Below are 23734 nucleotides of genomic sequence, written 5' to 3'. Positions count from 1 at the left end.
ACATCTCCCTTACTCATCTCAACCCCTTCACCTCCAATACAAAGCGCAGGGTTGTAGTGCATTTTATGTAAGATTGCTATTCATCTTTATACTTAAAAGCAATGGCCGTATTTCCTGACCGGGGGTCAAAATAAGAAGAGATTTTCCCCCAGCTCAGTTCATATTCCATATAGGGGTAAGGTTTGGTTTGACGATAGCTTGGCTTCACGGACAAATGTTGCTGTAACAAACGATCATGCTCCCTTTGCCGCTTTCTCTCCCCTTCCTCAGACCAATTATCCCACGAAGTTGGAAATTCATCGCCCTGGAGCGAAATCTCCACGACAACTAGGCTTGTATCCTTAAAGCATACAGACACAAAAAAATGCCGACGCAGCAAAGAAACCTGATCGAAATGATACCAGATATACTCATTTCCTAGCTTTCTTACAGAATGAAAATATTTCGAATACCAATCGGCCTCTAACAACTGATCTTCTGTTAAAGATGAGTAAATCGCACGATCACCATCGACCTGAATGATTCCCGATTCCCAGTCATTCATTGCTGCCACTCCTTCAGCTAGTATGCCAATCTCCTACAGTTGCTCTCTGCCCTCATTTGTTCACATGATTGAAAATGGCCTGCCAGGCCCGATCTAGCACCCGCGTATGTAATTGTTTGGCATAAACAGTTCTAACGATGGCAAGAACGATCACAGCCACAAATACAACACTGAGCAAAGTGATAGAGGGAACCCAATAGTCAAACATGGCATTCGCCACCACTTGCAGCAAATGTCGTTCGGGTTGTAAATATTCTACCGCCGCAACGATGCCTGCTGCCAGCAATATAATCACAGATATGATCATAAGCATTGCATTGATTACTTTGTATTTGGCAAGCCCTCGCTGAAAAACGCGAGTTCCAGCATATTGCTCCAGCGCGATGATCTGCTTGTGAAAATCATTTTCCACCTGCTCTACAGGCAGATCGTGCTTCTGAATAAATGCATGAGCTTTCTTCAATTCGGATTGAATAAATAAACTACTCTGGATAGCAGATCCCAGCTGACCTAAAACATTCATATCTTTTCACTCCACTTCAATAGTATCTAGTTTATGAGTATATAGGGTCATACCGAACATGGCAATGTATGGAAGACTATAAACCAATAATCAGGTATAATGGTCTATTATTATTAAACAGAAGGAGGATTGGGCATGCAGTCTGTTGATCACCAACTCTACCTGGCTGAAAGCCATCATATTCCCAAGCCATCCAGTGGTGCTACATGATGATTGCCTTGGAAACATTGGAGGTGTGGTCCCATCATGAAGCCTTTCCGACATGGAATCAAATCTTATTGGCCTTTACCCGGAAGCCATGCTCCGTTATAAAAAGGATTTCGAAGAAGGCTTACAGCGGCATGCCGGAGTTACTTTTCAGGAAAACTTTGATAGGCTCAAAAGTATTCGAACCATGCTCTACAAAACGATCGGTTCCAGACTGCTCTCTAAGTGAGCTTATCAGTAAAAATCAAAGTAACCCCGCCAGGCTCCTTCATTCTGATGCTTCGCAAAATAAAAACTGCCTCCATCCACAATATTCAATTGGGCTTTGGCGTCTGACGTAATCTGAAACACAAATTCATAGCCCTCGCCAAAGTCAATGCCCGATTGAATAAAGCTGGGATAGCCACCGATTTTGTGAACCGCATATATTTCCTCTACAATGTCCTCAAAATAGTCGGGTTCCTCCTCGTCCATATGGTTGAGGGCATCGCCATATTCCTCAGGAATGTCTTCACCGTCCCAGACCGGATAGTCATTCTCTTTGAGCTCAGGGAATAGCGGGGACGCCTTGATTTGCATAAATGCCGGACCAAAATCTTTTTCGACCAAATCCTCTACCGACGTATACTCACGAATACACATATATCCTTCCATGTCCTCATGATCTAGTACATCGGGAGACAGAAAGACCGTCAACAGCTTGACACTGTGCATAGCCGGAGGAACAAAGGGCAAGGCAGGCAAATACAATTGCATGATCGGAGCCATAACATTCCCCTGTACATCAATGGGTTGCTCCTCCGTTGGCAAAGCCACTGTAACTCTACCAATCCAGCTCTGATCAAGGGAACCGGACGGTCTACGACCCCCTGTATGAAAAATAGTAGCTTTACGTTTTAGAATCGTTCTTAGCTTCTCAATAGCGTTGCTGGACAACGAAACCACTCCTTTCTAATCTAGAATAGAAACGCAACAACATCCTCGCCTGCTTTAAAACCAAACTCACTTAAGCGGTCTTCCATCTCTTGAATCTGGCGCAGATAATCTTCCGGTACAGCTGGCAGACCCTGTTCATTCACTAATGTCCCGCCAAGTCTGGCGCGTGCATATTCGGCACTTTTCCACATCGCCTCAAACACAGTTTGCGGCTGCACGGTTCGTACCCCATCCATACTGAAAATCAAATCGGCAAAGCGATCCTCAGCGAGTGTACTCAACCAAAAAAAGCCTAGCTCGGTTCCCGTATGTACGCTAAATAGTTCATCATAGCCTCCCGGCCCGTGATGGTGTGCATGGAAAATATCCATATCTCCCCACTCCATTCCGAGACTCAGCATGACATCCCAGATATCCGCTCCACGGTAAGATTGGCCTTGATCCGCTACCAGCCTAAGCAGGACAGCATGTTCCCTTTCACCTTCCTGATCTGTAAATGCTTTAAGCTTTTCCCCTTTTGCACGTGCATGGGCAGCATCCTCCCGAGGAAGCACATGAACAGTGCCCTTCTCCTGAAAACGTGCTGGCAGTGTGTTCATAAAGTCTGCAACCTTGGCTTCATCTAAACGAACCTGCATCTCTACATTATCGAATATATCCATACAAATACAGATTTTATCAAAATGGCATTCGCCTGCCGGTCTGCGCCCCACACTAGTCCATATCTGCAAATCATGCACATGTCCATACACGATATACCCCTTAAGCAATTGCAAAATATCCTCATCTGATAACGTAAAACCGCTGAATTCCACGTCAATCAGCCAATAGATATTAGAGTCAGGCTCCACTTGATGGATTCCTTTTATGGTCTTCACAGGCTCATGTTCTATCTCCACGGCAAGGATGATAGATACATCCTCACTCCCATGTTCAGGTAAATTCATGAATCTCTCTCCTAACTAGCTGTTTTCACTTTACAGTTTCCTATAATTCTCAATCTATATTAAACTATAACTCACCAAGCACAAAATAGTATAAAAACGGTGCTGGGTCGTTGAACTTAACTTTTAGAAATTCAAAGCTTCGAAAGGGGAGAACTCGTGATGCAAAAACTTTGGCAAAAAGGAAAGGCTCTGTCTCTGCCTATTATGGTGTCCGCATCGCTAATATCTGGAGCGCTGTCTGTAAGTACACCTGCGGCGAATGCGGCTGCAACCAAGGAATTGCTTCAGCTATCCGGTCAGACGACTTACTATGGAGAGGTCGAGAATGGGCAGCCCAACGGACGTGGTACGATCAAATGGAGCGAATATAAGCAGTATTCGGGTGATTTTGTGAATGGCAAGCGCTCAGGTACCGGAAAATATATAAATCAATACACCGATGCAGATGGACAAAATCATAAAGTCGTATACAACGGCACATGGAACAATGACACGATGAGTGGCAAGGGTACGCAGACTGAAAAAGTGACCCAAATGGACGGAACCGTACGTTCGAACGAGATCCAAGTAGGTACCTTTCAGAACAATGGATTACAGAGTGGCTACCAAGTGATACACGCTGTGGCAGATCCAGACTACAGCTTCACTTATAAAAACAGCAAAGAAATGCTAAATATCTTGCACAGTAATCAAGATCTGGTCCAAAGGTGGCAAAAAGGAGATCTCTTCTCCGTAAATTATAAAAATGGCTCTGTCCAAAAGGAATACTCTATGTTCCCTGAAGAGGCTGCTACCAAAGAACGTCAAAGACAAGCGTCCATCAAGTATCTCAAAGGAATTACTGCCAAGGTCACTCCTTATTTGCAGCAGTTTGAAAAGCTGTCCAAGCAGCTTCCGCTAAAATAATTAAAACGACGCGAAATATGTATTAGCCTCTACGCAAGAAGGCCTCTCTTTCTAATGGAAAGCTCCATTTGAAAAGAGGGGCTTTTTTTGTTTCGTTATGAATGACATATAAGAACTTCGGATCATAACACCTCCTACTATTCTCCCTTATGCACCCTCATGAACTCATACAAATGACTTATTTTTCACTTAAATCCCCTCCTTTTTTTGCTAACCCCCACTAGATTCACTAAAATATAAGTAATTATTTTAATCATCCGAGGTGGACATCATGGCTAAAATTATGGTTCCTCCTGAGAAACTAGAGGCGGTTTCCAGGCAGTTCGCACAGGCCCGTGAGCTGGGGGCACAAATTTGCGGACAACTGTCACAGCATATTCAGATGTTGGAAAATAGCTGGGCAGGAACAACACAGCAGCGCTTTTATCAGGATTTTCATAAAGCGCGTGGACAAATGGATGCTTTCACTCAAACTGTCGGTTCTGTCAGCACAGAGTTGCGTTCCATTGCAGTAAAATTCAAGGAAACAGATACACAAACAGACACCGGTATTAACAAAGAAGATCACAGCGGACAGATCGGCAGCAGTGAAGGGGCAACTTCCGGGAAAAAAGGACCCGATCCAGCAGATATAGCCATTAACAGCATTTCAGAAGCCAATAAATGGCGCGGGCAACTGGGATTTGCCGGAACAGCTATCTATAGCGGTCTGGCTTCCACACTTGTGCTCACCAAAACAGTAGAATTCAAGAAAAGTCTGAAGAATCCCACTCGAGCGGTTATACATAATGCGGCATGGGTGAATGGCAAGGGTAACAATGCGTTTATGCGTAATTTGGGCAAAAGCCTAAACCGCCAATTCGCTAAACCCGGTATTGTGATGAAAGGTTTAAAGGGCTTTGATCGTTTAGCTGGAAAGCTTCAAATGGGTAAGCTCGGCCTCGGATTCAACAAAGCCAATAGCTTTCCTAAGTGGACGCGGAACGTCATCGCCGGGGTGGAAAAAGGCCGTTACGGCATAGCCACCCGCCAAATTCCCGGCATGATTGCCAAAAAGCTATACCCTATTAATGCCACCATGAATATTGTGGGCGAGGGTATCAGTCTGGCTGGAAAATGGAAAAGCGGGAAGCTTACCGGAACGGATGTGGCTGTATCTGCTTCTAACGTAGCGATTAAAACCGCTGCAACTTATGGCGGTGCTGTTGCTTTGGGAGCCGTAGGCGGCGCTATCGGTGGTCCGGTCGGTGCAGCCGTCGGTGCTTACGTCGGCGGTACGGTGGGAAGCTGGGCAGGTGGAAAGGTCGCCAAATTCGCCGAAAAAGGGATACGTTGGGCCAGCAAACTATTTAAATGACATACACCTAACAGATGGAGAAGGAGCCTGACTATGGACAAACAAACGGTAATTTTAACGCTTGAGGAACTAGGCTTTGCCTTGACCGCACTGGGCGCAGAAGATATGGCTTCTGGTCTGCTCCAATCTTATTACGGGGAACTGACCGAAGATCGCTGGGAACTGCTTTTTCATGCCGCAACGCATAGCCTGATATCCAAGGGTTTGATGGAACAACGGGATGAAGGGCAACAACAGCTCGAAATTGATGCGTTCATTGTTGAAATGCTAGCTCATCTGGTACAAAGTCGTCAGATGCTACGTGGCTACAAGGAGCAACAGGACAAGCAAAATACATTAACGATACACCATGGAAATGAACGTTTTCTATATCATTTTTCCAGCCACAATGAACTCCATTTCTTTCGCTGGTCTTCCCGAGAAGACTGGCATCACGACATTGATCAATTGTTCGGCCTGCTTGCTTCGAACTTCAATGCGCACAGCCGATACGTCGATCTGACAGAAGAACGGTGGAATGAGTTAACCTCTTCCAGCTTCAGCATGCAGCAAATGACAACGTGGAAGCTTCATGAGTCGGCTCAACAAATGATACAAGACTGGCGAGAGGATTTTGATCGTAATCAGTGTAGCCTAGATAATTTGAGCCAGATGATATACGCGGATACGGATGAAGATGGACCTTCCGTTACAAATCTACTATTTGTTCTTAAAGGAACGAATGATGTGTGGATCGTAAGAAATACAGAACTGGATATGCAGGCCACCCCATGTCTGCGTATTGAAAGTGTAACCGAATCTGACTGGAGAGAACGAATAACTTATTTCATTCAGGAATTTGTACGCGACGAGGCGGTATTCCGTGGATAAAATTGTATATCGCAGATCTTTGGCATTTTGGAAGGCCATGGGCAGCTTGATGTTTGTGCTGATTTGTCTGTTTTTGCTGCTGCTCATTTTTATCGACGAAGATATCTCAGCTCTACAAATCTTCTTCTTTATTACGTCCGCCATTGTCGGACTTCCTTTTTTCGGCAGCTATCTTGTGGTTTGTTTGAGCAGAACGCTTCGTAAGGATACCTACCTGTTCATCTTTGACGAGCATAGCATTTCCGATGGTATTCGAACTGTCCCATGGTCTGCAATCACTAAAGTCGAATTCGAAGGAGCCTCCATCCGCAAATGGCTGCGCCCTCGCTTTCCCGCCTTTATTTTTCATCTGAATGACCGCAGCACCTGGGAAGTCAGCACCGATTATGTGTTAAACGATATGGAGCTGAACCATGCCGGGAAACAACTTCGAACTCTCATTAGCCAGCATGGCAAGTCGAAGAAAAAACGTTCCTGAATATTGCCATTGAATATATCAAAGCTTGTCTCTATCATATGCGGCTACAAGAGCCACAACCACTGCTGCCGAGTTGGCCGCAGCCAAATCAAGATTGGAGTCAAAAGAATCCGCCGCTTCTACACCGGCAAGATCTGACAAAGAACGAACAGCCAAAAATGGAACACCAAACTGGTACGCAGTCTGAACGACCGCGGCCCCTTCCATATCCGTCACTTTCGCTTCAGGAAACTGTCTACGGATAAAATGGGCGCGCTCAGCCTGGGAGATAAAAGAGTCTGCCGTCGTAATCAAACCCTTGACGATCTGCCCCTCAATCCTGGTCTCCGCCAGCGCTTCTGTCGCAAAAGCAAGCAGCGCTGGATCGACAGGATAACTTGCCGGCATCTGTGGTACCTGTCCGTAGGTATAGCCGAACGCCGTTCCGTCCACATCGCTGTAAGCCAGCTCGGTCGCCACTACGACATCGCCAACATGCAGAGCTGGATCAAGCCCACCCGCAGACCCGGTATTAATGACAAGCTCCGGGCTAAATCGCTCAATCAGCAGCGCCGTAGTCGAGGCTGCGTTCGCTTTGCCAATTCCTGATTGCAGCAGAACCACTTCCTTCCCCTCAAGCTGGCCTGTATAAAAAATCCCGTTCGCAATCTGGGTCATCTTTATCCCTTCGATCTGCGCTTTCAAATCTGCTATTTCTTCCTCCATGGCTCCGATAATCGCTATACTCAAAGTTCTTTTCCCGCTCCCTCCATGAATTCCTTGTATTCCAGCTTATACTTGAAAAATACCCGTTGCTGCGATGCGCTGCACCGCCTCCAGCAGCCTTTCCTCACTGTTTACCATACTGACCCGCACATGAGAAGCTCCTGCACGACCAAAGCCTTCTCCAGGAGCGACCGCAACATGCGCCTCGTCCAATAAAAAGTCTGCAAAGGAAGCAGATGTATACCCCTCTGGCACCTTGAACCAGGCAAAAAAAGACCCTTGGGGAGCAGCTACATCCCAGCCAATACCTCGTAACGCTGCAATGAGAACATCACGGCGCCGCTCATATAACGCCGCGAGCTCCTGTACCGGTTCCTGCGTGCCCAGCAATGCCACAGCTCCCGCATCCTGTACCGCTCCAAAAACAGTGCTGTAGGCATGCGTATGATAATGCTTGAGCGCACCAATGATGGACGAATTTCCCACTGCAAAGCCGAAGCGCCATCCAGCCATGTTATACGTTTTGGAAGCCGTATACGTCTCGACGCCATACTCCTTGCCGCCGGGGATTTGCAGTAAACTAATCGGCTTATGTCCTTCAAACCCAAGAGCACCGTAAGCAAAATCATTCATAACCGGAAACTGATACCGAGCGGCATAATCCAGCGTCTTTGTCAGAAAATCTGAAGTAGCTACTGCTCCAGTCGGATTGTTCGGATAATTAATCATGAGCAATTTGACCTGCTCTGCAATTTCTTCCGGCACGGTTGTATAATCAGGCAAGAAGCCATGCTTCTCATCAAGCGGAATCGTATGAATATGGGCTCTTGCCAGCCCAGCAGCGGAATAATATTGGGGATATGCCGGATCGGTGGTCAATAACCAATCACCAGGATTCAGCAGCGCCTGTGGAATCCCCATTACACCTATGGCTGAGCCGTTGAATATGGCAATCTCCCGGTCAGGATCCAGCTCCACCTGATACTCCCGTTTATAGAACGCAGCGACAGCCTCCAGCGTGCTTTTTTTCCCATGAAAAGGTGGATAGCCCTGATTGATCGGTTGATCGACCGCTTCTTTCAAAGCGCTGATGATATGTGCTGGTGTTGGCTGATCCGGGTTGCCGGCTGCCAAATTGATTACATCTATTCCTTTGCTTTTATACAGATTCACTTTGTCATCCATTGCGCTAAAATAGTTGTCAGGCAGAGCCTTGACGAGATCAGAGGATGAAAAAATCACGTTCATATCCACCTTCTATCCATAAGATACAGGCTGACAACGTCAGCCCGCAGAAGATAATACCCCATATTATTTGAAATAGCTTGGCAGCTTGTAGCCTTCATAATCAGGATTCGATTGGATGTACTTTTGGAATTCATCTGAATGATATCCTTCAATAATGTCTTTGACGAAGGGTTTATCCTTGTTCTTGCTGTCCACAGCTACCACGTTCGTGAACGGATCTGTCATATTTTCAAGCTTTAATGCCGAGGTCAGCTTTATTCCATTCGATACAGCAAAGTTCCCTTGTATAGCCGCAAAATCAACATCCTCCAGTGCACGTGGCCCCTGTGCCGGGTCGGTAGCCACAAATTGCAGATGATGCGGGTTAGAGGTGATGTCATTCACCGAGGTTTGCAGTGGATCGATTTTGTCCTTTAACGTAATCCAGCCTACTTCCTTCAAAATATTCAGCGCACGCAACATATTGACTGGCTCGTTGGGCAGGTTGATTTGGGCTCCATCGCTGATTTCGTCAAGGCTAGTGTGCTTGCTGGAGTACAATCCCATTGGAGGAGTCGGGACCTGCACAGCACCAATCAGATCAATATTCTCCCGCTTATTCATAGAATCCAGGTAGAGCGAATGCTGGAACACATTAGCATCAATATCCCCATTAGCCACGGCTACATTGGGCTGAACACCGTCTGTAAACTCTTTATATGTAATCTTATAGCCTTTCTTCTCCAAATATGGAGCCACACCATTCTTAAACTGATCGCTATATGGACCGGGATTAAAGCTGATATGCAGTGTTTTCTTTTCTTCACCCGCAGCATTGCCCGACGTATTCTTGCTGCCGCAACCTGAAATAAAAAGCACGACTGCTCCTAGCAGCAATATAAACGAAATCCATGGTTTCTTCATTTTAATGTCTCCCCCTGCTCCTTGATATCATCTACTTTTGGTGAGTTAGAATGTTACAATCGCTCAAAATACCAAGTAATTTGATGCGTTTTATAGATATTACAATGGTTTTTTATTCACTGTCAACAACATTTAATTACGCATCTTCTGCATAACAAAAAAGGGGGCACAACAGGAGATCCCCTTGAAAGCAAAACACTTCACAAGTTTGTCATATACTTCCGTTTTAAAAATACCCCATAGGGGTATTTAAAATATGTAATTAAAACCCTAAAGGAGCTGTAAATATGAGAATGCAATGGGCTTTGCTCGCTGGTGCAGTCATGATTATTTTGAGTGGGTGCGGGAACAGTAACATGCCGAACCAGGAGCACACGACAAACAGCAGTCAACAGCACGACACATCGGGTATGAACCATTCCACTTCCAGTGAGCTTCCTGCCGGACTAAAAGAAGCTGAAAATCCAGCCTTCAAAGTTGGTAGTCAAGCGACTATACGAGCTGACCATATGGCAGGCATGAATGGAGCTACTGCCACGATTGTGGGTGCTTATACGACTACTGCTTATACAGTCTCATATACTCCAACCACTGGAGAAGAAAAAGTGAATAATCATAAGTGGGTTATTCATGAAGAAATTAAGGATGCAAGTAGTGAGCCCTATGCACCGGGCACAGAGGTTATCCTTGCAGCAGATCATATGAAGGGGATGGATGGGGCTAAGGCTACCATTGATTCCGCCGAGCCAACGACCGTATATATGGTAGATTATACGCCTACTACAGGAGGAGAGCCTGTCAAAAATCATAAATGGGTGACGGAGAGTGAGCTTTCAGCTCATTAGAACTCTTACAACACAGGCGCTTATGATAGCAAAAGGGAGCCTTACATCGGCTCCCTTTATACGGCTTTATTTGGGTTTAGACAAACCTACTTCGCTAAATTCAGCTTGGCATCCTTGATGTCATACAAAGTCCCTTCGTTGGTATCTACAAGCTTTTTCATTTGTTTGTTGGCTAGTCCATTTGCAGGCACGATTGCATTAAAAATAACACCATTTTTCTGTAATTGCTCGTTGATTTCATCTACTGAAAAACGTGCTTTACCTAGAGCTGTATTTTTATCATGAACTGGTGCATCTGTAATGAATATGATTGTTTTAGAATTAGAATTTTTGGGAAATTTACTTATAGCTAACTGAATAGCCTCTAATCCCGATTCCTTCAAATCCCCGCCAGCGGAAGGGCGCAGCATATTCAAATTACCTTTTAACTTGTTTTTATCGGTCGTAAACTCCAAAAATTCTAAATCTTTATCTGCCTTCAGATTGATATCCCGAAATGCAACGACAGCAAATTGGGAGCCTGCTGGAACGGAATCAACAAAGCCTTTCACCTTCTGTCTCACATAATCCAGCGTCCCTGTCATACTACTCGTAACATCTATGACGAATACAATATCCGTAGATTTGGAGAAGGTAGTGGATATCTTTTTTAGAATCGTTGGATTGGAATGTGATTCGGAAGCATCTTCATTTCCCTCCATTAATTGTTCACTTTCACTGGTTGTCAAAACCTGCGGTGGAGCATGAAAAATCACAACGCTCTGAGCTGCAATATTCCATTTTACCTTCGCACCCAGCGCCTCACTTACAAAGCGAATAGGAACCATTACTTTGCCGTTAATGAGTCTCGGCGCCGCATTGAGACGCACTAATTTACCGTTGATATAGGCATCTCTGGAGCCTACAGTTAACTTAATCGTTGTATTTCCCTTGGTTGCAGTAACGGTCTTGGTAGCTCCATCCCATTTCACTTTCGCCCCAAGCGCCTCAAACACGGCACGAAATGGCACCAGCATACTTCCGCTAATAGAGGTCGCAGGCTGCTCATATTGTTGCAGTTTCCCGTCTATAAACACCTCAACCTGCTGAGCCTTGTTATTATTTATGGGAACAAATTGGGGGACAGACGCTGCTGAATTTCCCGACTGATCGATCATTTTGATATAAAAGTAGTATCCACCCGTAGATAAATTCAGGTTACTTAATGGGTAGCTAAATGTTGTTTCCGGATCGAACTGAATCCGTTTAATTAATTGAGCATCCGTATTTTTGACCATAACGTATGAAGTGTACGTGGGTTGAATATTTTTCATTTTCAAACGAACCGAAAATGACGTACCTGAAGAGTTAATTGTAAGTGTACCCGGAAAACTTTCTCCAGACGGAATAGACAAAGGGATTTCCGGTGACTCATCTACCTCTTGGTCCACTTTAGACTCCACGACGGGCTGGGTTACTTGAGGTTCAATTACTTTCGGTTCACCCACAGGTTGAGCAACCTCGGGTTCACTTGGAGTGGGAGTCTCTTTTATATTGGTATCTACCTCAGGCTGCGTTACTTTTGGCTCCTCAGCAAGTGGAGTTACTGTAGATTCATCGACTGACTGCACAGTCCCTTCCATAGTTGTAGCTATAGGAAACTCTATATGATTTTCTGATCCTGGCCCAGGTGCTGGTCGTGAATCAGCAATCGAAATTGTGGAGTTGGCATAATCGATTGTAAAGTCACCAGGAGGAATTTCAATATAGTTGCTATACAGGCGAATTGGCGTATCAGGCTTAATCGTAAACGGGAGATCGAATTTAAACACTCTGTTTACTCCATTACCATCATCAAGGGTAAGCTTAAGCTTATCTCCATCTCTGAATACTGTCGAATTGGCAGCATGAACACTTTCTGTACACAAAGTGAACAACCCTACGAGTATCGTTAAAAACGAAAGTAGGAACATCATTCTTTTGAGCTTCATTCTTATTTCCCCTTTTGAATCTATATTCTTGTCGGTAAATCATAGCATAGGGTTAGATGAAGTTCATGCCATCTGATTACAGTTATGGATATGCGAACTCACTTTTTCCATCATTCGCGCTCTGTTCATCTGTTCAATGTTCATATGTATCTCCTTGGCCCGCTTCTTCAACGTGGCATACGTAATATGGCCGCCTTCAGTGCTTTAGTCCCTTCTTCGCTTTTCAAATAATCCGACGGTGTTTCGTTGCCGAGTGCGGGGACTTCTCGATCCATCCAAGTCAGCAAATACTCCCCCATATCGGGCAGCAGCACAATCTGAATCTCCTTGGGAATTTTACTTTCGGCCACTTTTGCTCTTATAGCCGGATCTACCTGATCATATTGCTCCTGATAGACCTGAACCATGTTGGCCCAGTTCTCCGGCTTAAACTCTTTCAAATATATGTCTCTCATCTACGAACCCTCCTTAGGGCCTCAGACAACGCTTTTCATGCTGGAGCAACCATTCTTTTCTCCATAGCCCTCCTGCATAGCCCGTTAGTTTCTGATTGGAACCGATAATTCGGTGACATGGAATCACAATGCTCAGCTTATTTTTTCCATTAGCACTGCCTACGGCTCGGATCGCTTTTTCATTTCCAATAGCAAGAGCAATATCTTTATAAGCTGTCGTTTTACCGTACCCCACGGACACCAGAGCATTCCATACTTTTTGCTGAAAATCCGTACCTTCAAAGGCATAAGGAAACGTAAACTCAAAGCGCTCACCTTTAAAATACTCGTCAAGCTGGATAGCGCATTCCGCTAATACTTGGATTGGAACCTCTTCTATAGCCCTCGTTAAGAGCTCATTCCGATTAGAGAACATAATAGAATAGACAGCCTCATTTGTGCCCTGTATCTCTATCTCTCCAATCGGCGATACATACTTCATTACGTATAGTTCGCTCATAAAAGGATACAACCTCCTTCCTTTTCTATTCCCTACTCAACTTTCTATACTCACTAGGAGAACAATGGTTCAAGCTACGAAACGCCTTATAGAAATGGGAGGGACTTTGGAAGCCCGTCTCATAGCAAATCTCAAGATTCGTAAGATTTGTACTTTTAAGAAGATAGGCTGCCTTATCTACTCTTATTTTTTCCAAATACGTGCGCGGGGTTTCGGCGGTTTCCTGTTTAAAGATCCGATCCAAGTAAAAGGAGCTTATTCCGATATGGTCCGCAATATCCTGCAATACAAGTTTTTCCTTGTAATGATTAACCAAGAAGGTTACCACATTCTGCACAAGTCTGATATACGGCGAATGGTCTGTATGGGGCTGGCATCTTTTGCAAGCACGAAAACCCGCCTTTTCCACTTTGTCCAAATCAAAGTAAAACTCCACATTTATTTTCTTCGGCTTTTTGGATCGACAGGAAGGTCGGCAGTATATGCGGGTTGTTTTCACAGCGGTAAAAAACAACCCGTCATACTTACGATCACACGCTATAATTTTCTCCCACATTTCTTCAAAAGAAAGACTAAGGTTAGCCATGATCGAATGCTCTGTCCTTTCTATAGTTCATATTCATCTAGCTCAAGGATTTTGCAAAATCCTCATACAAATGTGATGTATCTTGAAGCTCTATCAACTGTTCTGCATTCTTTTGCAAAGCAACTATTATCTTATCAGAAAATGCATTTCCAAAGCTAAACCGTTTAACTCCTAACTGCTGAAGCTGGTGGACATTCGTCAGACCCGGCAGGGATAAAACATTAAGCGGGGCATGTATATGAAACACAACTTCCCTGATCTCTTCATCACGCTTTAATCCTGGAACAAAAATTCCGTTCGCACCACTATCCACATACGCTTTGGCCCGCTCTATGGTCTCTGAAAGTGGGGCATCCATCTGCAAATATGTATCCGTTCTTGCGTTTATAAAAAACTTTTTAAACCCACGCGTATCCAATGCTGTTCTTATTTTGGACAACAGGTTACTGTGCAGGCCCACTTCTCGAAGTCCCTTTTTCGTTTTCAAAGAATCCTCAATATTAATCCCTGCAACTCCCACATCGGCTATCCTTAAAACATGCTCAACAATCGTTGCCGTATCCTCCCCATATCCTGCTTCAATATCTGCCGACACTGGAATCTGAACATGCTCAGCAATCGTCCGAATAATGCTTACATGCTGGTCAAAATCAATAAGCTCTCCATCTGAGAATCCAAGCGTATTGGCAATTCCCCAGCTCGTCGTACCTATCGCCTTAAAGCCTGCCTTCTCCAGAGCCACCGCAGATAGCATATCCCAGGCGTTCCCTAAAAATAAAAGTTCCTCTGATGTGTGAAGTGCATGAAACTGATGAATTTTGTTCATAAATATAGCCTCCTGGTATGTGATGTAACTCATTTTATCAAGAGGCTATCTTTGTTTCGTCCTCATTCTTGCACTTATGGTCTATAGGAATCTAGGAACAACTAGGTCCATTTATTCACATATAAAACATAATTTCTGAAAAAACGGTTATTTAAGCTCTATTCAAACATTTCCTTCTTATCTATACTCTTGCTAAATCAATTCGAGTTAGATTCAAATCTACACTTTTAGCTTTTAGCCTTTCACAATTACATTATTATAGGAGGAGTTATATGTATAAAACAAAGTTCCTTATGATCTTGCTAAGCTTTACTGTAATCGCTTCTTTCTCTAGCTTGACCGGCCCTTCACCTGCCAAGGCTTTTGCTGAAGAGAATGGAACTCCGGTACAGAAAACGATCGATTTAAATGAGGGCTTCGACAACTCAAATGAAGCTAGTATAGAGCCATTATCCCTTACCAGCGAAGAAGCTACTAGCCAAGCATCGGTTACAGCTATTGATCATGATGCTAATTTCTCACCTTCAACACTTCAGTTTCTGAAGGCTAATACAGGACTCGACGGTGAGCAATGGGATAATATTATGAAGCTAGTGAACAAACCAGAGCAAGATTCTTTGAAATGGACTGAATTTTATGGCTATGCTGAAGATATCGGCGATAATCGCGGATACACCATTGGTATATTTGGAGCAACAACCGGCGGTTCAAATGATACGGGACCCGATGGTCCGGACTTATTCAAAGCTTTTGATGCTGCTAGTGGAGCTGGTAACCCTTCCATTGCAGGTGGATTAACACGTGCTGGTCTGAAGGGAAAAATGAGTGGTTCGATTCTAAAGCTCAGCGATAGCGATAGTGTAATCAAGAAGAAAATCAACGCTCTCCAAAACAATGAAGCTTGGAGAGAAGCCATGTGGCGTACGTTCTATGACACCTATATCGAGTATAGTGTACAGCAAGCACAGAAACGCGGATTTAATACTGCTCTGACGATTGGATCATTTGTCGACACAGCACTCAATCAAGGCGCTACTGGTGATTCAGGTAGTCTTGAAGGAATCCTCTCACGTTCAGGCAGTAGTACGAATGAGAAGAAGTTCATGACTAACTTCTATGCTAAGCGTACATTGGTTGTCGATACCAACGATTATAACCAACCTCCCAATGGTAAGAATCGTGTGAAACAATGGAGTTCTCTCTTAGCTTCTGGCGAAACAGATCTTAAAAACGCAGATGCAGCTGTGATCAAAGCAACTAATTGGGAACTGAAGTAAATACAATATACGTCATGAGGAGGACATATCGTATGCCCTCCTTTATCTATTTTCATGAACATTGAGCTGATGTTGACTGCTGACAACGTCCCATTCTCCCATACAGTTCCTCTCATCATTCGAGTATGTAAGTCGCGTGTACAAATAGAGAGACTGCCCCGGAAGCCCGAAAGTTGCAAGCTCCTGAAACAGTCTTGTAAAATGGTTTATGAAGTCGAAATAAGGCCGTTAGATGATTCGATAGCCCGATGGAAGTCTACCGCTACTGCGGATATTACGGATTTGCTGCAACGTCAGACGTTGATTGGTAGAAATAATAGATTCCACATCATTCCCGCGAATCAGATCATCCAGGTCGGCGATGTTGCGATTGCCTCTAAACACACGGAAGTTACCTCTAAACCGCGTGCCAGTAAAGAGTACAAGTGTAGCATTACTGCTAGTAGAAAAGAAACGCAGACTTTCGATGCCGTTGAGAATGTTATCGGTATTACGAATGCCTAGGTTTCCTCTGAATACTCTCCTGGAACCCCGAAAATTTTCTTCGTTGTAGACTGTAAGACGTGGATAAGTTTGAGATACATATGCTTTGTTGTCCATGTTGTAATTCCTCCTTTCAACTTCATCTTATGCTTCACCATCCGATTGGCGCGGGCCTCGCAGCATCCATCTAAAAATAGTTATGTGATTGAATAGAGCAGATGCAGACTTGAAAAAGGAACATATGTTCTGTATAATCTAGCTAAGCAATTTGGAAAATCTTGAACTAACGGAGATGCGGACATGGACGATAAATTTATTGAGGAACTACGTGAAATTAGCAGAAACGACAAGCGAAGATCCGAGTTTCTTATTAAGGGTATGAAAGAAACACTTCAGGAAAGAAAAGAAAAAAACTTTATCGAAAGATGGATTTGGCGACAAAAAAATAAGAAGCTTATAGCGCGGAAGTTTAAATCCTAGTAGATATAACAACTGAATCTTCATAGATTTCTACTTTTTGTTCTGGTCATAACTCATATTTAGGAGGCAGAGTCATGATTGAGCTACTAGTCCCAAACGACGATATATCAAATCAAAATCAATTTTTAGCTGATGAAGTTCGATACAATTTGATCCATCTAATTTGTGAATCAGAAGGGTCAACATGCCTCAAAACGTCCGATAAAAATATGATCTTTGCTCAATCACCCGGACATAAGGCTTGGCTATGGATCTCACAACAAATCACAGATAATCATAAATTGACCCATATAGAAGAACTCTTACGTTATTTAAAAGGAACCACCCTATACTCCGCCTAATTTGCGAAAGAAAGGTTTTGCCAGCGCAATGGTATCCGAGCTATGTTTCATTTTGGAAAATGAGCATTTAGTACCCATGCTATATGCAGATTTAAAAAATTCGGTTTCCAATCAAGTTTATAAAAATATCGGCTTTGAGGAAGGCGGCAAAATCACTGATATTGCGTTTGAATAAGCCCTCCTACTGCAAGAGAGCATATTATTGCTCATACAAATCAAAGAAGGCCCCAATGTCACCTTCATCACTGGGCCTCCTCTTCACTTATCTATACACTTTACTCCGTAACACCCACTTGTGTTTGAACTGAGGATCTTCGTGTAAGTAAATACGTAGCCACAATAGCGATACCGACCCCTGCTGCTCCAAACCAAGTGATGGAAGCCAGCGAAACCTGACCAACAACTACACCGCCGATTCCGGCTCCGGCTGCCATAGCAAGCTGCATCGTAGACTGATTGAGACTCAGCATCACACCGGAAGATTCAGGCACAAGTGTGACCAGATTATATTGTTGAGTAGGTCCAGTTGTCCAGGCTGCGAACGACCAAAGGATCAATAAAGCAAATACTGCGATCAGGGAATGAGCGGCAAAAGGAAGTAAGAGTAAGGAAATACCGTGCAACACCATGCCTCCTAATAATGTAAAGGGTATACCCTTTTTATCCGCACTGTACCCACCAATTTTTGATCCGATTAGACTGGCAATTCCGAAGGCGAGCAATACTGAGCTTAGCATATCCTCTCCTACACCTGATACATTCAGCAAGTACGGTGAGATGTACGTATACGCGAGTGAATAACCTCCTAGCCAAAAGAAGGTAATACCTAATCCCAAAGCAACTTCAGGCTTTTTCAGAAGAGCAAACTGTTGTAGTAAGGGGACTGGTCGATCTCCTTTTAAGCGGGGAATTGTCATAGATATAACAATTAGGGCAATAATCCCTGTCAACGCGATGCCGAGAAATACGGTTTTCCAGCCATATGCAGAAGATATCATTCTCCCAAGCGGCACCCCGATAATCAGCGAAGCTGTAAAACCCATAGTGACTGTAGCAATAGAACTGGCCTGCTTGCCGGCTGGGGCAATTTTTGCTGCAATGCTCAGTGCTGTAACCACGACCATCCCCGCCCCGAGGGCCATAAGAATACGCGCGGCGATAAACATTCCAAAACCCGGCAGAATAAAGGAGAGGACATTGGCTACTGCAAATAATCCGAGCGAACTCAAGAGCAGCTTGCGTCTGTCCCATTTAGCGGTTACTGCCATCAGAATCGGCGTGCCAATCGCGTAAGCAAGGGAAAAGACTGTAATCAGCTGACCCGCTGCGGACACCGTAATCCCCATGGTTGTTGCAATCTGATCCAAAACGCCTGAGATAATGTATTCGGATGTGCCTACCAAAAAACTAACAATTGCCAAAATATACACTTTCCACGTGCTCTGCATTTTTAAATAACGCCTCTTTTCTTTTGGTATTCTTATATTTTCATATTTTTACAAATATCGAAATTAAGACTAAAAAAAATTTATGTTATCAGGAACGGGGCATATTTCTGCGCTGCTTCCACATCCAAGCTGTAATAAATAAACGTCCCCTCTTTACGGTATGTGAGCAGCCCCGACTCTGCCATTTGCTTCAGATGGTGCGATAGTGTTGAAATAGCTACACTGTTCAGCTTCTCGCCCAGCACAGAGCAGCATTGGTCACTTTCCTCTTTTAGCAGAAGTGCTATCTTGAGACGAGTGGGTTCTCCAAGTGCTTTATATATTTTTACAGCTTGCTGCATCTCTGTTGTATCTTTCACCCTGTTCGGCTCCCTTCTGTTCCAGTCTTAATTTCGATGTTTGTCGAAATAAAGTTATCACAAACATTTGTAAAAGTAAACCCGTTTATTATAAAGGTACAGCTATTTCACACTCTGTGGTGTGAATAATGTTCTTTCTCATCCGATGAATAACCCCCCATCCATAAAGGATGGAGGGAAAATGATCTGAGTAGAGAGGGAGAATCATGGATGCCATGGCGTTAATTCGGGCTTGCCGTGGGTCTGACAATAATTTCATTAACATCTACATCTGCTGGCTGCTCCATGGCATACAGAATGGAACGGGCAATGGCATCAGGCGAAATCGAAATACGACGGTACTCTTTCATTCCTTGCCGGGCCTCTTCATCTGAAATACTGTCAGCAAGCTCAGATTCGGTTACTCCCGGCGATACCAGCGTCACACGAATATCTCCCCCCACCTCCAAACGCAATCCTTCAGAAATCGCCCGAACCGCATACTTCGTTGCGCAATACACCGCTGCAGTCGGGGTTACACTATACGCGCCAATAGAGGCGATATTGATAAACTGACCAAATCCTTGCTTTTTCATAATCGGAAGCCCTGCCGCAATCCCATGCAGAACGCCCCGTATATTTACATCAATCATGCGATCCCATTCCTCTACCTTCAGGGCTTCTAATTTTGAAAGAGGCATCACTCCCGCATTGTTCAAAATTACATCCACACGCCCAAATGTTTTTTCCGCGTACTTAATGAACGCTTCCATCTGGTCCCTCTTAGTCACATCCAGTTGCTGATATTCAGCCGCTCCACCTTTAGAACGAATCTCGGATGTCAGAGCCTCCAGTCGCTCTGTGCGTCTGGCCCCTAATATTACATGAGCCCCATGGTGAGCAAGTAAACGGGCAGTAGCTTCACCGATCCCACTACTTGCCCCCGTAATAGCTACGACTTTCCCTTTAATATCCAACATTCTTATTCCTCCTCTAGTTAAAAATATCACTGAAACAGATTACTTTTTTACTTCCCTGTAAAAAACCATCCCTGCATGATACAAAACACCATTTTTGAATACACCATCTGCCGTAAATCCGGTGTCGTCTACATATTCGATATAGTCATCTTCTAAGATATAGCTGCCTGTATAGGCACTTTGTCTCTGACCCCGTGCTTCATCATAACGGTCATTAAGCAAGAGTTCGTGACGGATATTTCCGTCTTCAGTTACCCACATCCCTATATAGGGATGCTGCGAAGCGTGTACACTTTTTCCCGCTTTGTTACTCTCCATGACTCTCACTCCTTTGCACTTCTATTTTTTTCTCAATTTCTCATTAGGTGTTGTATCTGCATCTTATTATGAGAGGAATGTCCATCAGCCCGGTAGAAGAATCAGAGCAAATTATTGCCTAATCCTCCAAAGCCCCTTAATATGTAATAAACTACTGAAAATGAAAACGGACTACGTTGCAAAGAAGGGATGTGTCATGATGGGGGCAACCAAAATAGAGGGTTCTACCATGGAAAAACAAGCCGAGTTGGCAAGGCTCATAGAACGATTTTCAAATCAGGACGGAGTTCTCACTACAGCCATACCTTCGCTTCATTTCGTCCGAAGTTCAAATACAACCGTTCCGATACATCAAGTTCATGAACCTGCTTTATGTATTGTGGCACAAGGCAAAAAAGTCGTGATGCTCGCAGAGGAAAGTTACCATTACGGCACATCCGACTACCTTGTTGTGTCGGTGGATTTGCCGATCTCGGGGCAGGTTATCCAAGCGTCAGCAGAAGCTCCTTATTTGTGCCTCCGGCTCAATTTTGATCCGCATCAGGTTTTGGACCTGATGAAGGAATCTGCTTTTCCCACAAGCCCAATGCCTGATTCCAGACGAGGCTTATATGTAAGCCAAACCAACTCTCTACTGCTGGATGCCGTGGTAAGGCTAGTGCATCTTTTGCAAAGCCCACAGGATGTTCCGGTGCTAGCTCCATTAGTCATTCGTGAGATACTGTATAGGATTTTACAGGGTAATCAGGGGGAATCCTTAAAACAACTGGTCATGACCGGCAGCCATTCCAACCGAATCGCAGAAGTCATAAAGCGGATTAAGCAGGATTATGATAAGCCGTTACGTATTGAGGAATTGTCCAAACTAGCGAATATGAGTCCTTCGTCACTACATCGTCATTTTAAAGAGGTTACGGCTATGAGCCCAATGCAATATCAAAAACAATTACGTCTACAAGAGTCCCGCCGCCTGTTGTTATCCGAATCAGCGGATGCGGCGGATGTCGGTTTTCAGGTAGGTTACGAGAGTCCCTCACAATTCAGCCGCGAATACGCCCGCTTGTTCGGCCTGCCTCCAATTAGTGATATCAAACGCTTGCTCTCAGATCAGGATCACCCGACCACTTGAACCCATTGTTAGATGAACATCTGAAACCAATGGTTCTACTAACGTTTATCCCAACCATAAATGCCAGGATGTAAAAAAACAGCACAAAACAGCCGCTCCTCCGGTAGAGACGCGGCTGTTCAATATATCCCTCTATGCATGTGGTCATCACTATTTGAGCATCAATATGGATTATCCAACTTGACGAACAAGGCTCGGATAACATCCTTCTCTGCCGTAGTAAGCTTTTGTCCTGCCTGCCATTGTTGAATCTCTTTCTTGACTTCCTTTGGTTCTCTATAGCTGAGAGCATACCCGATGCTTCCTATACCTTGTGTGCGGTTGGTTTTGTCCATATTTGCCAATGCTCGAGTCATCGCAGTTCTATCTCTTGTAAACAAATCTCCCATAAGACCAGCATAGCTTTCGCTTAAAGCTCCATCCAATCCGTCAGAAGCCTGGATCACATTTGCAAAGCTTTCCGATGGAATAAAAGCACGCTGCCTATACAGATATTCGATAATTTCCAGGCTTTGATGTTCATTGATTTTGTTCATCTTTCCCCATTGAATTCCTGCTAAATGGTCCGTCATATGACGGACTTTTACTTCATCACTGAGGGATGAATCCTTATAAAAGGACAGCACTAGCTCCTCTTTACTTTGCTGGGTATGCTGCGTATTGACTGCAGTTTGCTTGGACTCTCCATTGTTTGCCCCGGACGGCGCCGCAGTTTCAGTATCCTGTCCCACTGGATGGGGAGTGCACCCTATGGTTACAACCAGCAATAGTGCAGTACAAGCTACAGATACAAACCCATTACCTTTTAACATGAATCCACTCTCCTGTCTGAACAAACAGTGGTCGTTATAATTGCCCAAAATCCACTCATAACCTCGTTCATCTATCGTTATAACGATAGGAAGATTTCATCTAGACTTCTACGCGTCACGTCCCACCGTAGGCTTACGGATCACAGAGACGCTCGATTCCCTCACGATCAGGCGAGGCTCGAATTGCACACGCTCATAGTCCCCAGGTGTCTGTTCCTGAATCCGCTTGAGCAGCAACTCCGCAGCCAACCGTGCCACCTCTTCCCCCATGATGGAAACTGAGCTGATCTGAGGGGTCGTTACCATAGCCCACAGATTGTTATCAATACCGACTACAGCAACCTCATCTGGCACTTTTACGCCCAAATCCTTAAATCGATTGACGATCCCTATCGCCACCATATCGTTAACCGCATAAATAGCATCCGGCATATGTTTCAAGCTGTAAAAATAATCGGCTGCGCGCAGCCCTGTCTCAAAGGAGAAATCATCGCCAAAATAAACGAGTGAAGGGTCCACATGCTGGAGAGACTGCTCATAAGCGAAGTATCTTTCCTCGATTTTGTCCTTCGCAGCACCTGCATAGGCAATTCTTGTTCTGCCGATTTTAAGCAAATGCTCCATCACGAGTCTTCCCTCTTGCCGGGCCAGACTGACGATATCCGCTTTGACATCTTCGCCCAGCTTCTTGCCATAGTTAATAATGGACACGGGAACGCTGGCTTTGTTAATCAGATCTACCAACATTTTGGGATACGCTAGCGGCATAATGATGAGCCCGTCGACATGCAGCTTCTTGACCTCACGAACTGTTTCAAGCTCCATTCTGGCATTCCCGGCGGTATTGATTTGCACGACCCGGTAACCATGCTGCTTGGCGGCCTGCTCTACGGACCAAGCGATCTCTGGAATAATCGCGTTACGAATGTCTGGCACGGCCAGTGCGATTTGTCGTGTCTGACGAACTTTCAAGCTCTGAGCCGAGGTGTTGGGCGTAAACCCCATCTCTTCAATCACTTGCAAAATTAAGGCTTTCGTTCTCGGGCTGATGCCCTCACTATCATTAATAGCTCTGGAGACAGTCGCTATACCGACTCCTGCCCGCTTGGCTACATCCTCTATGGTTACTTTCTTTTGATCTGTCACGCCCAAAATCCTTTCAAGAACGGAATCGTTTTCTGACTTTCTAAAATAAAGTCTTAATGTTGATATTATACCACAGAATGAGTGTCTAAAAATTGAAGTCGTTTTCTTCTTGTCTTTGCTTCACCTGAAAAATTCACAAAATCTCTTTGTATAAAAGTAACGAGCCAAATATAGCAC

At 44.4% G+C, this 23734-nt stretch carries 30 protein-coding genes; 11 read left to right on the top strand and 19 right to left on the bottom strand.

The window, feature by feature from the left end; genetic code table 11:
- Positions 1-76: 76 nt before the first annotated feature.
- Positions 77-544, bottom strand: coding sequence for a hypothetical protein (locus ACQW03_RS19360; RefSeq protein ID WP_076293944.1), 468 nt, complete (start codon positions 542-544; stop codon positions 77-79).
- A 52-nt stretch (positions 545-596) separates the two neighbouring features.
- Positions 597-1067 (bottom strand): DUF6097 family protein, encoded by a 471-nt coding sequence (locus ACQW03_RS19355; protein WP_441951256.1) that lies wholly within the window; start codon positions 1065-1067, stop codon positions 597-599.
- Positions 1068-1329: 262 nt separating this feature from the next.
- Between ACQW03_RS19355 and ACQW03_RS19350 the strand changes: the two genes are divergently transcribed.
- Positions 1330-1503, top strand: coding sequence for a hypothetical protein (locus ACQW03_RS19350; RefSeq protein WP_233901755.1), 174 nt, complete (start codon positions 1330-1332; stop codon positions 1501-1503).
- Positions 1504-1508: 5 nt separating this feature from the next.
- Here the strand turns inward: ACQW03_RS19350 and ACQW03_RS19345 are convergent, their stop codons facing one another.
- Both ACQW03_RS19345 and ACQW03_RS19340 read right to left on the bottom strand, forming a co-directional pair.
- Positions 1509-2219 carry a DUF1963 domain-containing protein gene (locus tag ACQW03_RS19345; protein ID WP_441951254.1) on the bottom strand — a complete coding sequence of 237 codons (711 nt, stop codon included), beginning with the start codon at positions 2217-2219 and terminating at the stop codon, positions 1509-1511.
- Between the two features lie 11 nt (positions 2220-2230).
- Positions 2231-3157 (bottom strand): cell division protein ZipA C-terminal FtsZ-binding domain-containing protein, encoded by a 927-nt coding sequence (locus ACQW03_RS19340; RefSeq protein ID WP_441951252.1) that lies wholly within the window; start codon positions 3155-3157, stop codon positions 2231-2233.
- 159 nt (positions 3158-3316) lie between these two features.
- Between ACQW03_RS19340 and ACQW03_RS19335 the strand changes: the two genes are divergently transcribed.
- The 4 genes from ACQW03_RS19335 to ACQW03_RS19320 all read left to right on the top strand — a co-directional run bounded on the left by ACQW03_RS19335 (position 3317) and on the right by ACQW03_RS19320 (position 6768).
- Positions 3317-4063, top strand: a complete 747-nt coding sequence (locus tag ACQW03_RS19335; protein WP_441951250.1) for a hypothetical protein — start codon at positions 3317-3319, stop codon at positions 4061-4063.
- 271 nt (positions 4064-4334) lie between these two features.
- Positions 4335-5420, top strand: coding sequence for a WXG100 family type VII secretion target (locus ACQW03_RS19330; protein WP_441951248.1), 1086 nt, complete (start codon positions 4335-4337; stop codon positions 5418-5420).
- Between the two features lie 33 nt (positions 5421-5453).
- Positions 5454-6290: a hypothetical protein gene (locus tag ACQW03_RS19325; RefSeq protein WP_441951247.1), complete on the top strand. Its 837-nt coding sequence runs from the start codon at positions 5454-5456 to the stop codon at positions 6288-6290.
- Complete coding sequence (locus tag ACQW03_RS19320; RefSeq protein ID WP_441951245.1) at positions 6283-6768, top strand: DUF5381 family protein; 486 nt, start codon at positions 6283-6285, stop codon at positions 6766-6768. Before ACQW03_RS19325 ends, ACQW03_RS19320 begins: the two co-directional genes overlap by 8 nt.
- Before the next feature lie 18 nt (positions 6769-6786).
- Here ACQW03_RS19320 and ACQW03_RS19315 read toward each other — a convergent pair whose 3' ends face one another.
- The 3 genes from ACQW03_RS19315 to ACQW03_RS19305 form a co-directional block, all read right to left on the bottom strand.
- Positions 6787-7497 (bottom strand): 5'-methylthioadenosine/adenosylhomocysteine nucleosidase, encoded by a 711-nt coding sequence (locus ACQW03_RS19315; protein WP_441951243.1) that lies wholly within the window; start codon positions 7495-7497, stop codon positions 6787-6789.
- Positions 7498-7539: 42 nt separating this feature from the next.
- The gene (locus ACQW03_RS19310) at positions 7540-8715 is read right to left on the bottom strand and encodes an aminotransferase class I/II-fold pyridoxal phosphate-dependent enzyme (protein ID WP_441952434.1); all 1176 of its coding nucleotides are present in this window, start codon (positions 8713-8715) and stop codon (positions 7540-7542) included.
- A 69-nt stretch (positions 8716-8784) separates the two neighbouring features.
- Positions 8785-9624 (bottom strand): MetQ/NlpA family ABC transporter substrate-binding protein, encoded by an 840-nt coding sequence (locus ACQW03_RS19305; protein ID WP_441951241.1) that lies wholly within the window; start codon positions 9622-9624, stop codon positions 8785-8787.
- A gap of 287 nt (positions 9625-9911) precedes the next feature.
- On the opposite strand from ACQW03_RS19305, the gene ACQW03_RS19300 reads away from it, so the two are divergent.
- Positions 9912-10469, top strand: coding sequence for a YdhK family protein (locus tag ACQW03_RS19300; RefSeq protein WP_441951239.1), 558 nt, complete (start codon positions 9912-9914; stop codon positions 10467-10469).
- A gap of 86 nt (positions 10470-10555) precedes the next feature.
- Here the strand turns inward: ACQW03_RS19300 and ACQW03_RS19295 are convergent, their stop codons facing one another.
- From ACQW03_RS19295 to ACQW03_RS19275, 5 genes are all read right to left on the bottom strand, one after another.
- Complete coding sequence (locus tag ACQW03_RS19295) at positions 10556-12439, bottom strand: stalk domain-containing protein (RefSeq protein ID WP_441951237.1); 1884 nt, start codon at positions 12437-12439, stop codon at positions 10556-10558.
- Positions 12440-12606: 167 nt separating this feature from the next.
- A complete protein-coding gene (locus tag ACQW03_RS19290) occupies positions 12607-12894 on the bottom strand; it encodes an antitoxin Xre/MbcA/ParS toxin-binding domain-containing protein (RefSeq protein ID WP_071642169.1) in 288 nt (95 codons plus the stop codon).
- Between the two features lie 13 nt (positions 12895-12907).
- A complete protein-coding gene (locus tag ACQW03_RS19285; RefSeq protein ID WP_071642260.1) occupies positions 12908-13393 on the bottom strand; it encodes a methylated-DNA--[protein]-cysteine S-methyltransferase in 486 nt (161 codons plus the stop codon).
- A 25-nt stretch (positions 13394-13418) separates the two neighbouring features.
- Positions 13419-13979: a bifunctional transcriptional activator/DNA repair enzyme AdaA gene (locus tag ACQW03_RS19280; RefSeq protein WP_039274368.1), complete on the bottom strand. Its 561-nt coding sequence runs from the start codon at positions 13977-13979 to the stop codon at positions 13419-13421.
- A gap of 37 nt (positions 13980-14016) precedes the next feature.
- Complete coding sequence (locus tag ACQW03_RS19275; RefSeq protein ID WP_071642262.1) at positions 14017-14805, bottom strand: isocitrate lyase/PEP mutase family protein; 789 nt, start codon at positions 14803-14805, stop codon at positions 14017-14019.
- Between the two features lie 272 nt (positions 14806-15077).
- On the opposite strand from ACQW03_RS19275, the gene ACQW03_RS19270 reads away from it, so the two are divergent.
- Entirely contained in the window at positions 15078-16082 is a 1005-nt protein-coding gene (locus tag ACQW03_RS19270) for a chitosanase (RefSeq protein ID WP_220029995.1), read from the top strand.
- 228 nt (positions 16083-16310) lie between these two features.
- Here ACQW03_RS19270 and ACQW03_RS19265 read toward each other — a convergent pair whose 3' ends face one another.
- Positions 16311-16682, bottom strand: a complete 372-nt coding sequence (locus tag ACQW03_RS19265; RefSeq protein ID WP_023989731.1) for a hypothetical protein — start codon at positions 16680-16682, stop codon at positions 16311-16313.
- Positions 16683-16865: 183 nt separating this feature from the next.
- Here ACQW03_RS19265 and ACQW03_RS19260 point away from each other — a divergent pair, with 183 nt between their 5' ends.
- The 3 genes from ACQW03_RS19260 (at position 16866) to ACQW03_RS19250 (ending at position 17561) form a co-directional block, all read left to right on the top strand.
- Positions 16866-17045: a hypothetical protein gene (locus ACQW03_RS19260; protein ID WP_013311365.1), complete on the top strand. Its 180-nt coding sequence runs from the start codon at positions 16866-16868 to the stop codon at positions 17043-17045.
- Positions 17046-17119: 74 nt separating this feature from the next.
- Positions 17120-17386: a hypothetical protein gene (locus tag ACQW03_RS19255; protein ID WP_441951233.1), complete on the top strand. Its 267-nt coding sequence runs from the start codon at positions 17120-17122 to the stop codon at positions 17384-17386.
- Positions 17387-17414: 28 nt separating this feature from the next.
- Positions 17415-17561, top strand: coding sequence for a GNAT family N-acetyltransferase (locus ACQW03_RS19250; RefSeq protein ID WP_233901757.1), 147 nt, complete (start codon positions 17415-17417; stop codon positions 17559-17561).
- Positions 17562-17661: 100 nt separating this feature from the next.
- Here ACQW03_RS19250 and ACQW03_RS19245 read toward each other — a convergent pair whose 3' ends face one another.
- The 4 genes from ACQW03_RS19245 to ACQW03_RS19230 form a co-directional block, all read right to left on the bottom strand.
- Positions 17662-18834, bottom strand: coding sequence for an MFS transporter (locus ACQW03_RS19245; protein ID WP_441951230.1), 1173 nt, complete (start codon positions 18832-18834; stop codon positions 17662-17664).
- An 80-nt stretch (positions 18835-18914) separates the two neighbouring features.
- Positions 18915-19193 carry an ArsR/SmtB family transcription factor gene (locus ACQW03_RS19240; protein WP_013311367.1) on the bottom strand — a complete coding sequence of 93 codons (279 nt, stop codon included), beginning with the start codon at positions 19191-19193 and terminating at the stop codon, positions 18915-18917.
- Positions 19194-19414: 221 nt separating this feature from the next.
- On the bottom strand, positions 19415-20152 hold the full coding sequence (locus ACQW03_RS19235; RefSeq protein ID WP_441951228.1) for an SDR family oxidoreductase: 738 nt from the start codon (positions 20150-20152) through the stop codon (positions 19415-19417).
- Positions 20153-20191: 39 nt separating this feature from the next.
- Positions 20192-20470: an Atu4866 domain-containing protein gene (locus ACQW03_RS19230; protein WP_441951226.1), complete on the bottom strand. Its 279-nt coding sequence runs from the start codon at positions 20468-20470 to the stop codon at positions 20192-20194.
- A 199-nt stretch (positions 20471-20669) separates the two neighbouring features.
- Here ACQW03_RS19230 and ACQW03_RS19225 point away from each other — a divergent pair, with 199 nt between their 5' ends.
- On the top strand, positions 20670-21599 hold the full coding sequence (locus ACQW03_RS19225) for an AraC family transcriptional regulator N-terminal domain-containing protein (protein WP_441952432.1): 930 nt from the start codon (positions 20670-20672) through the stop codon (positions 21597-21599).
- A 161-nt stretch (positions 21600-21760) separates the two neighbouring features.
- Here ACQW03_RS19225 and ACQW03_RS19220 read toward each other — a convergent pair whose 3' ends face one another.
- Together ACQW03_RS19220 and ACQW03_RS19215 are read right to left on the bottom strand one after the other, a co-directional pair.
- Positions 21761-22411: a hypothetical protein gene (locus tag ACQW03_RS19220; protein ID WP_441951224.1), complete on the bottom strand. Its 651-nt coding sequence runs from the start codon at positions 22409-22411 to the stop codon at positions 21761-21763.
- Positions 22412-22519: 108 nt separating this feature from the next.
- The gene (locus ACQW03_RS19215; RefSeq protein ID WP_013311372.1) at positions 22520-23557 is read right to left on the bottom strand and encodes a LacI family DNA-binding transcriptional regulator; all 1038 of its coding nucleotides are present in this window, start codon (positions 23555-23557) and stop codon (positions 22520-22522) included.
- Positions 23558-23734: the final 177 nt, after the last annotated feature.

This window comes from Paenibacillus sp. DRB1-1, assembly GCF_052119485.1.
In the GTDB taxonomy this organism is placed as follows: domain Bacteria; phylum Bacillota; class Bacilli; order Paenibacillales; family Paenibacillaceae; genus Paenibacillus; species Paenibacillus polymyxa_B.
Note: the sequence above shows the minus strand (reverse complement) of the source record. Positions and strands in the feature narration are given on the sequence as shown.

Coding starts and splice junctions, on each gene's coding strand:
- ACQW03_RS19360 (WP_076293944.1), bottom strand. CDS start 544: ATGAATGACTGGGAATCGGGAATCATTCAGGTCGATGGTGATCGTGCG.
- ACQW03_RS19355 (WP_441951256.1), bottom strand. CDS start 1,067: ATGAATGTTTTAGGTCAGCTGGGATCTGCTATCCAGAGTAGTTTATTT.
- ACQW03_RS19350 (WP_233901755.1), top strand. CDS start 1,330: ATGGAATCAAATCTTATTGGCCTTTACCCGGAAGCCATGCTCCGTTAT.
- ACQW03_RS19340 (WP_441951252.1), bottom strand. CDS start 3,157: ATGAATTTACCTGAACATGGGAGTGAGGATGTATCTATCATCCTTGCC.
- ACQW03_RS19335 (WP_441951250.1), top strand. CDS start 3,317: ATGCAAAAACTTTGGCAAAAAGGAAAGGCTCTGTCTCTGCCTATTATG.
- ACQW03_RS19330 (WP_441951248.1), top strand. CDS start 4,335: ATGGCTAAAATTATGGTTCCTCCTGAGAAACTAGAGGCGGTTTCCAGG.
- ACQW03_RS19325 (WP_441951247.1), top strand. CDS start 5,454: ATGGACAAACAAACGGTAATTTTAACGCTTGAGGAACTAGGCTTTGCC.
- ACQW03_RS19305 (WP_441951241.1), bottom strand. CDS start 9,624: ATGAAGAAACCATGGATTTCGTTTATATTGCTGCTAGGAGCAGTCGTG.
- ACQW03_RS19300 (WP_441951239.1), top strand. CDS start 9,912: ATGAGAATGCAATGGGCTTTGCTCGCTGGTGCAGTCATGATTATTTTG.
- ACQW03_RS19295 (WP_441951237.1), bottom strand. CDS start 12,439: ATGAAGCTCAAAAGAATGATGTTCCTACTTTCGTTTTTAACGATACTC.
- ACQW03_RS19290 (WP_071642169.1), bottom strand. CDS start 12,894: ATGAGAGACATATATTTGAAAGAGTTTAAGCCGGAGAACTGGGCCAAC.
- ACQW03_RS19285 (WP_071642260.1), bottom strand. CDS start 13,393: ATGAGCGAACTATACGTAATGAAGTATGTATCGCCGATTGGAGAGATA.
- ACQW03_RS19280 (WP_039274368.1), bottom strand. CDS start 13,979: ATGGCTAACCTTAGTCTTTCTTTTGAAGAAATGTGGGAGAAAATTATA.
- ACQW03_RS19275 (WP_071642262.1), bottom strand. CDS start 14,805: ATGAACAAAATTCATCAGTTTCATGCACTTCACACATCAGAGGAACTT.
- ACQW03_RS19270 (WP_220029995.1), top strand. CDS start 15,078: ATGTATAAAACAAAGTTCCTTATGATCTTGCTAAGCTTTACTGTAATC.
- ACQW03_RS19265 (WP_023989731.1), bottom strand. CDS start 16,682: ATGGACAACAAAGCATATGTATCTCAAACTTATCCACGTCTTACAGTC.
- ACQW03_RS19260 (WP_013311365.1), top strand. CDS start 16,866: ATGGACGATAAATTTATTGAGGAACTACGTGAAATTAGCAGAAACGAC.
- ACQW03_RS19255 (WP_441951233.1), top strand. CDS start 17,120: ATGATTGAGCTACTAGTCCCAAACGACGATATATCAAATCAAAATCAA.
- ACQW03_RS19250 (WP_233901757.1), top strand. CDS start 17,415: ATGGTATCCGAGCTATGTTTCATTTTGGAAAATGAGCATTTAGTACCC.
- ACQW03_RS19245 (WP_441951230.1), bottom strand. CDS start 18,834: ATGCAGAGCACGTGGAAAGTGTATATTTTGGCAATTGTTAGTTTTTTG.
- ACQW03_RS19235 (WP_441951228.1), bottom strand. CDS start 20,152: ATGTTGGATATTAAAGGGAAAGTCGTAGCTATTACGGGGGCAAGTAGT.
- ACQW03_RS19230 (WP_441951226.1), bottom strand. CDS start 20,470: ATGGAGAGTAACAAAGCGGGAAAAAGTGTACACGCTTCGCAGCATCCC.
- ACQW03_RS19225 (WP_441952432.1), top strand. CDS start 20,670: ATGGGGGCAACCAAAATAGAGGGTTCTACCATGGAAAAACAAGCCGAG.
- ACQW03_RS19220 (WP_441951224.1), bottom strand. CDS start 22,411: ATGTTAAAAGGTAATGGGTTTGTATCTGTAGCTTGTACTGCACTATTG.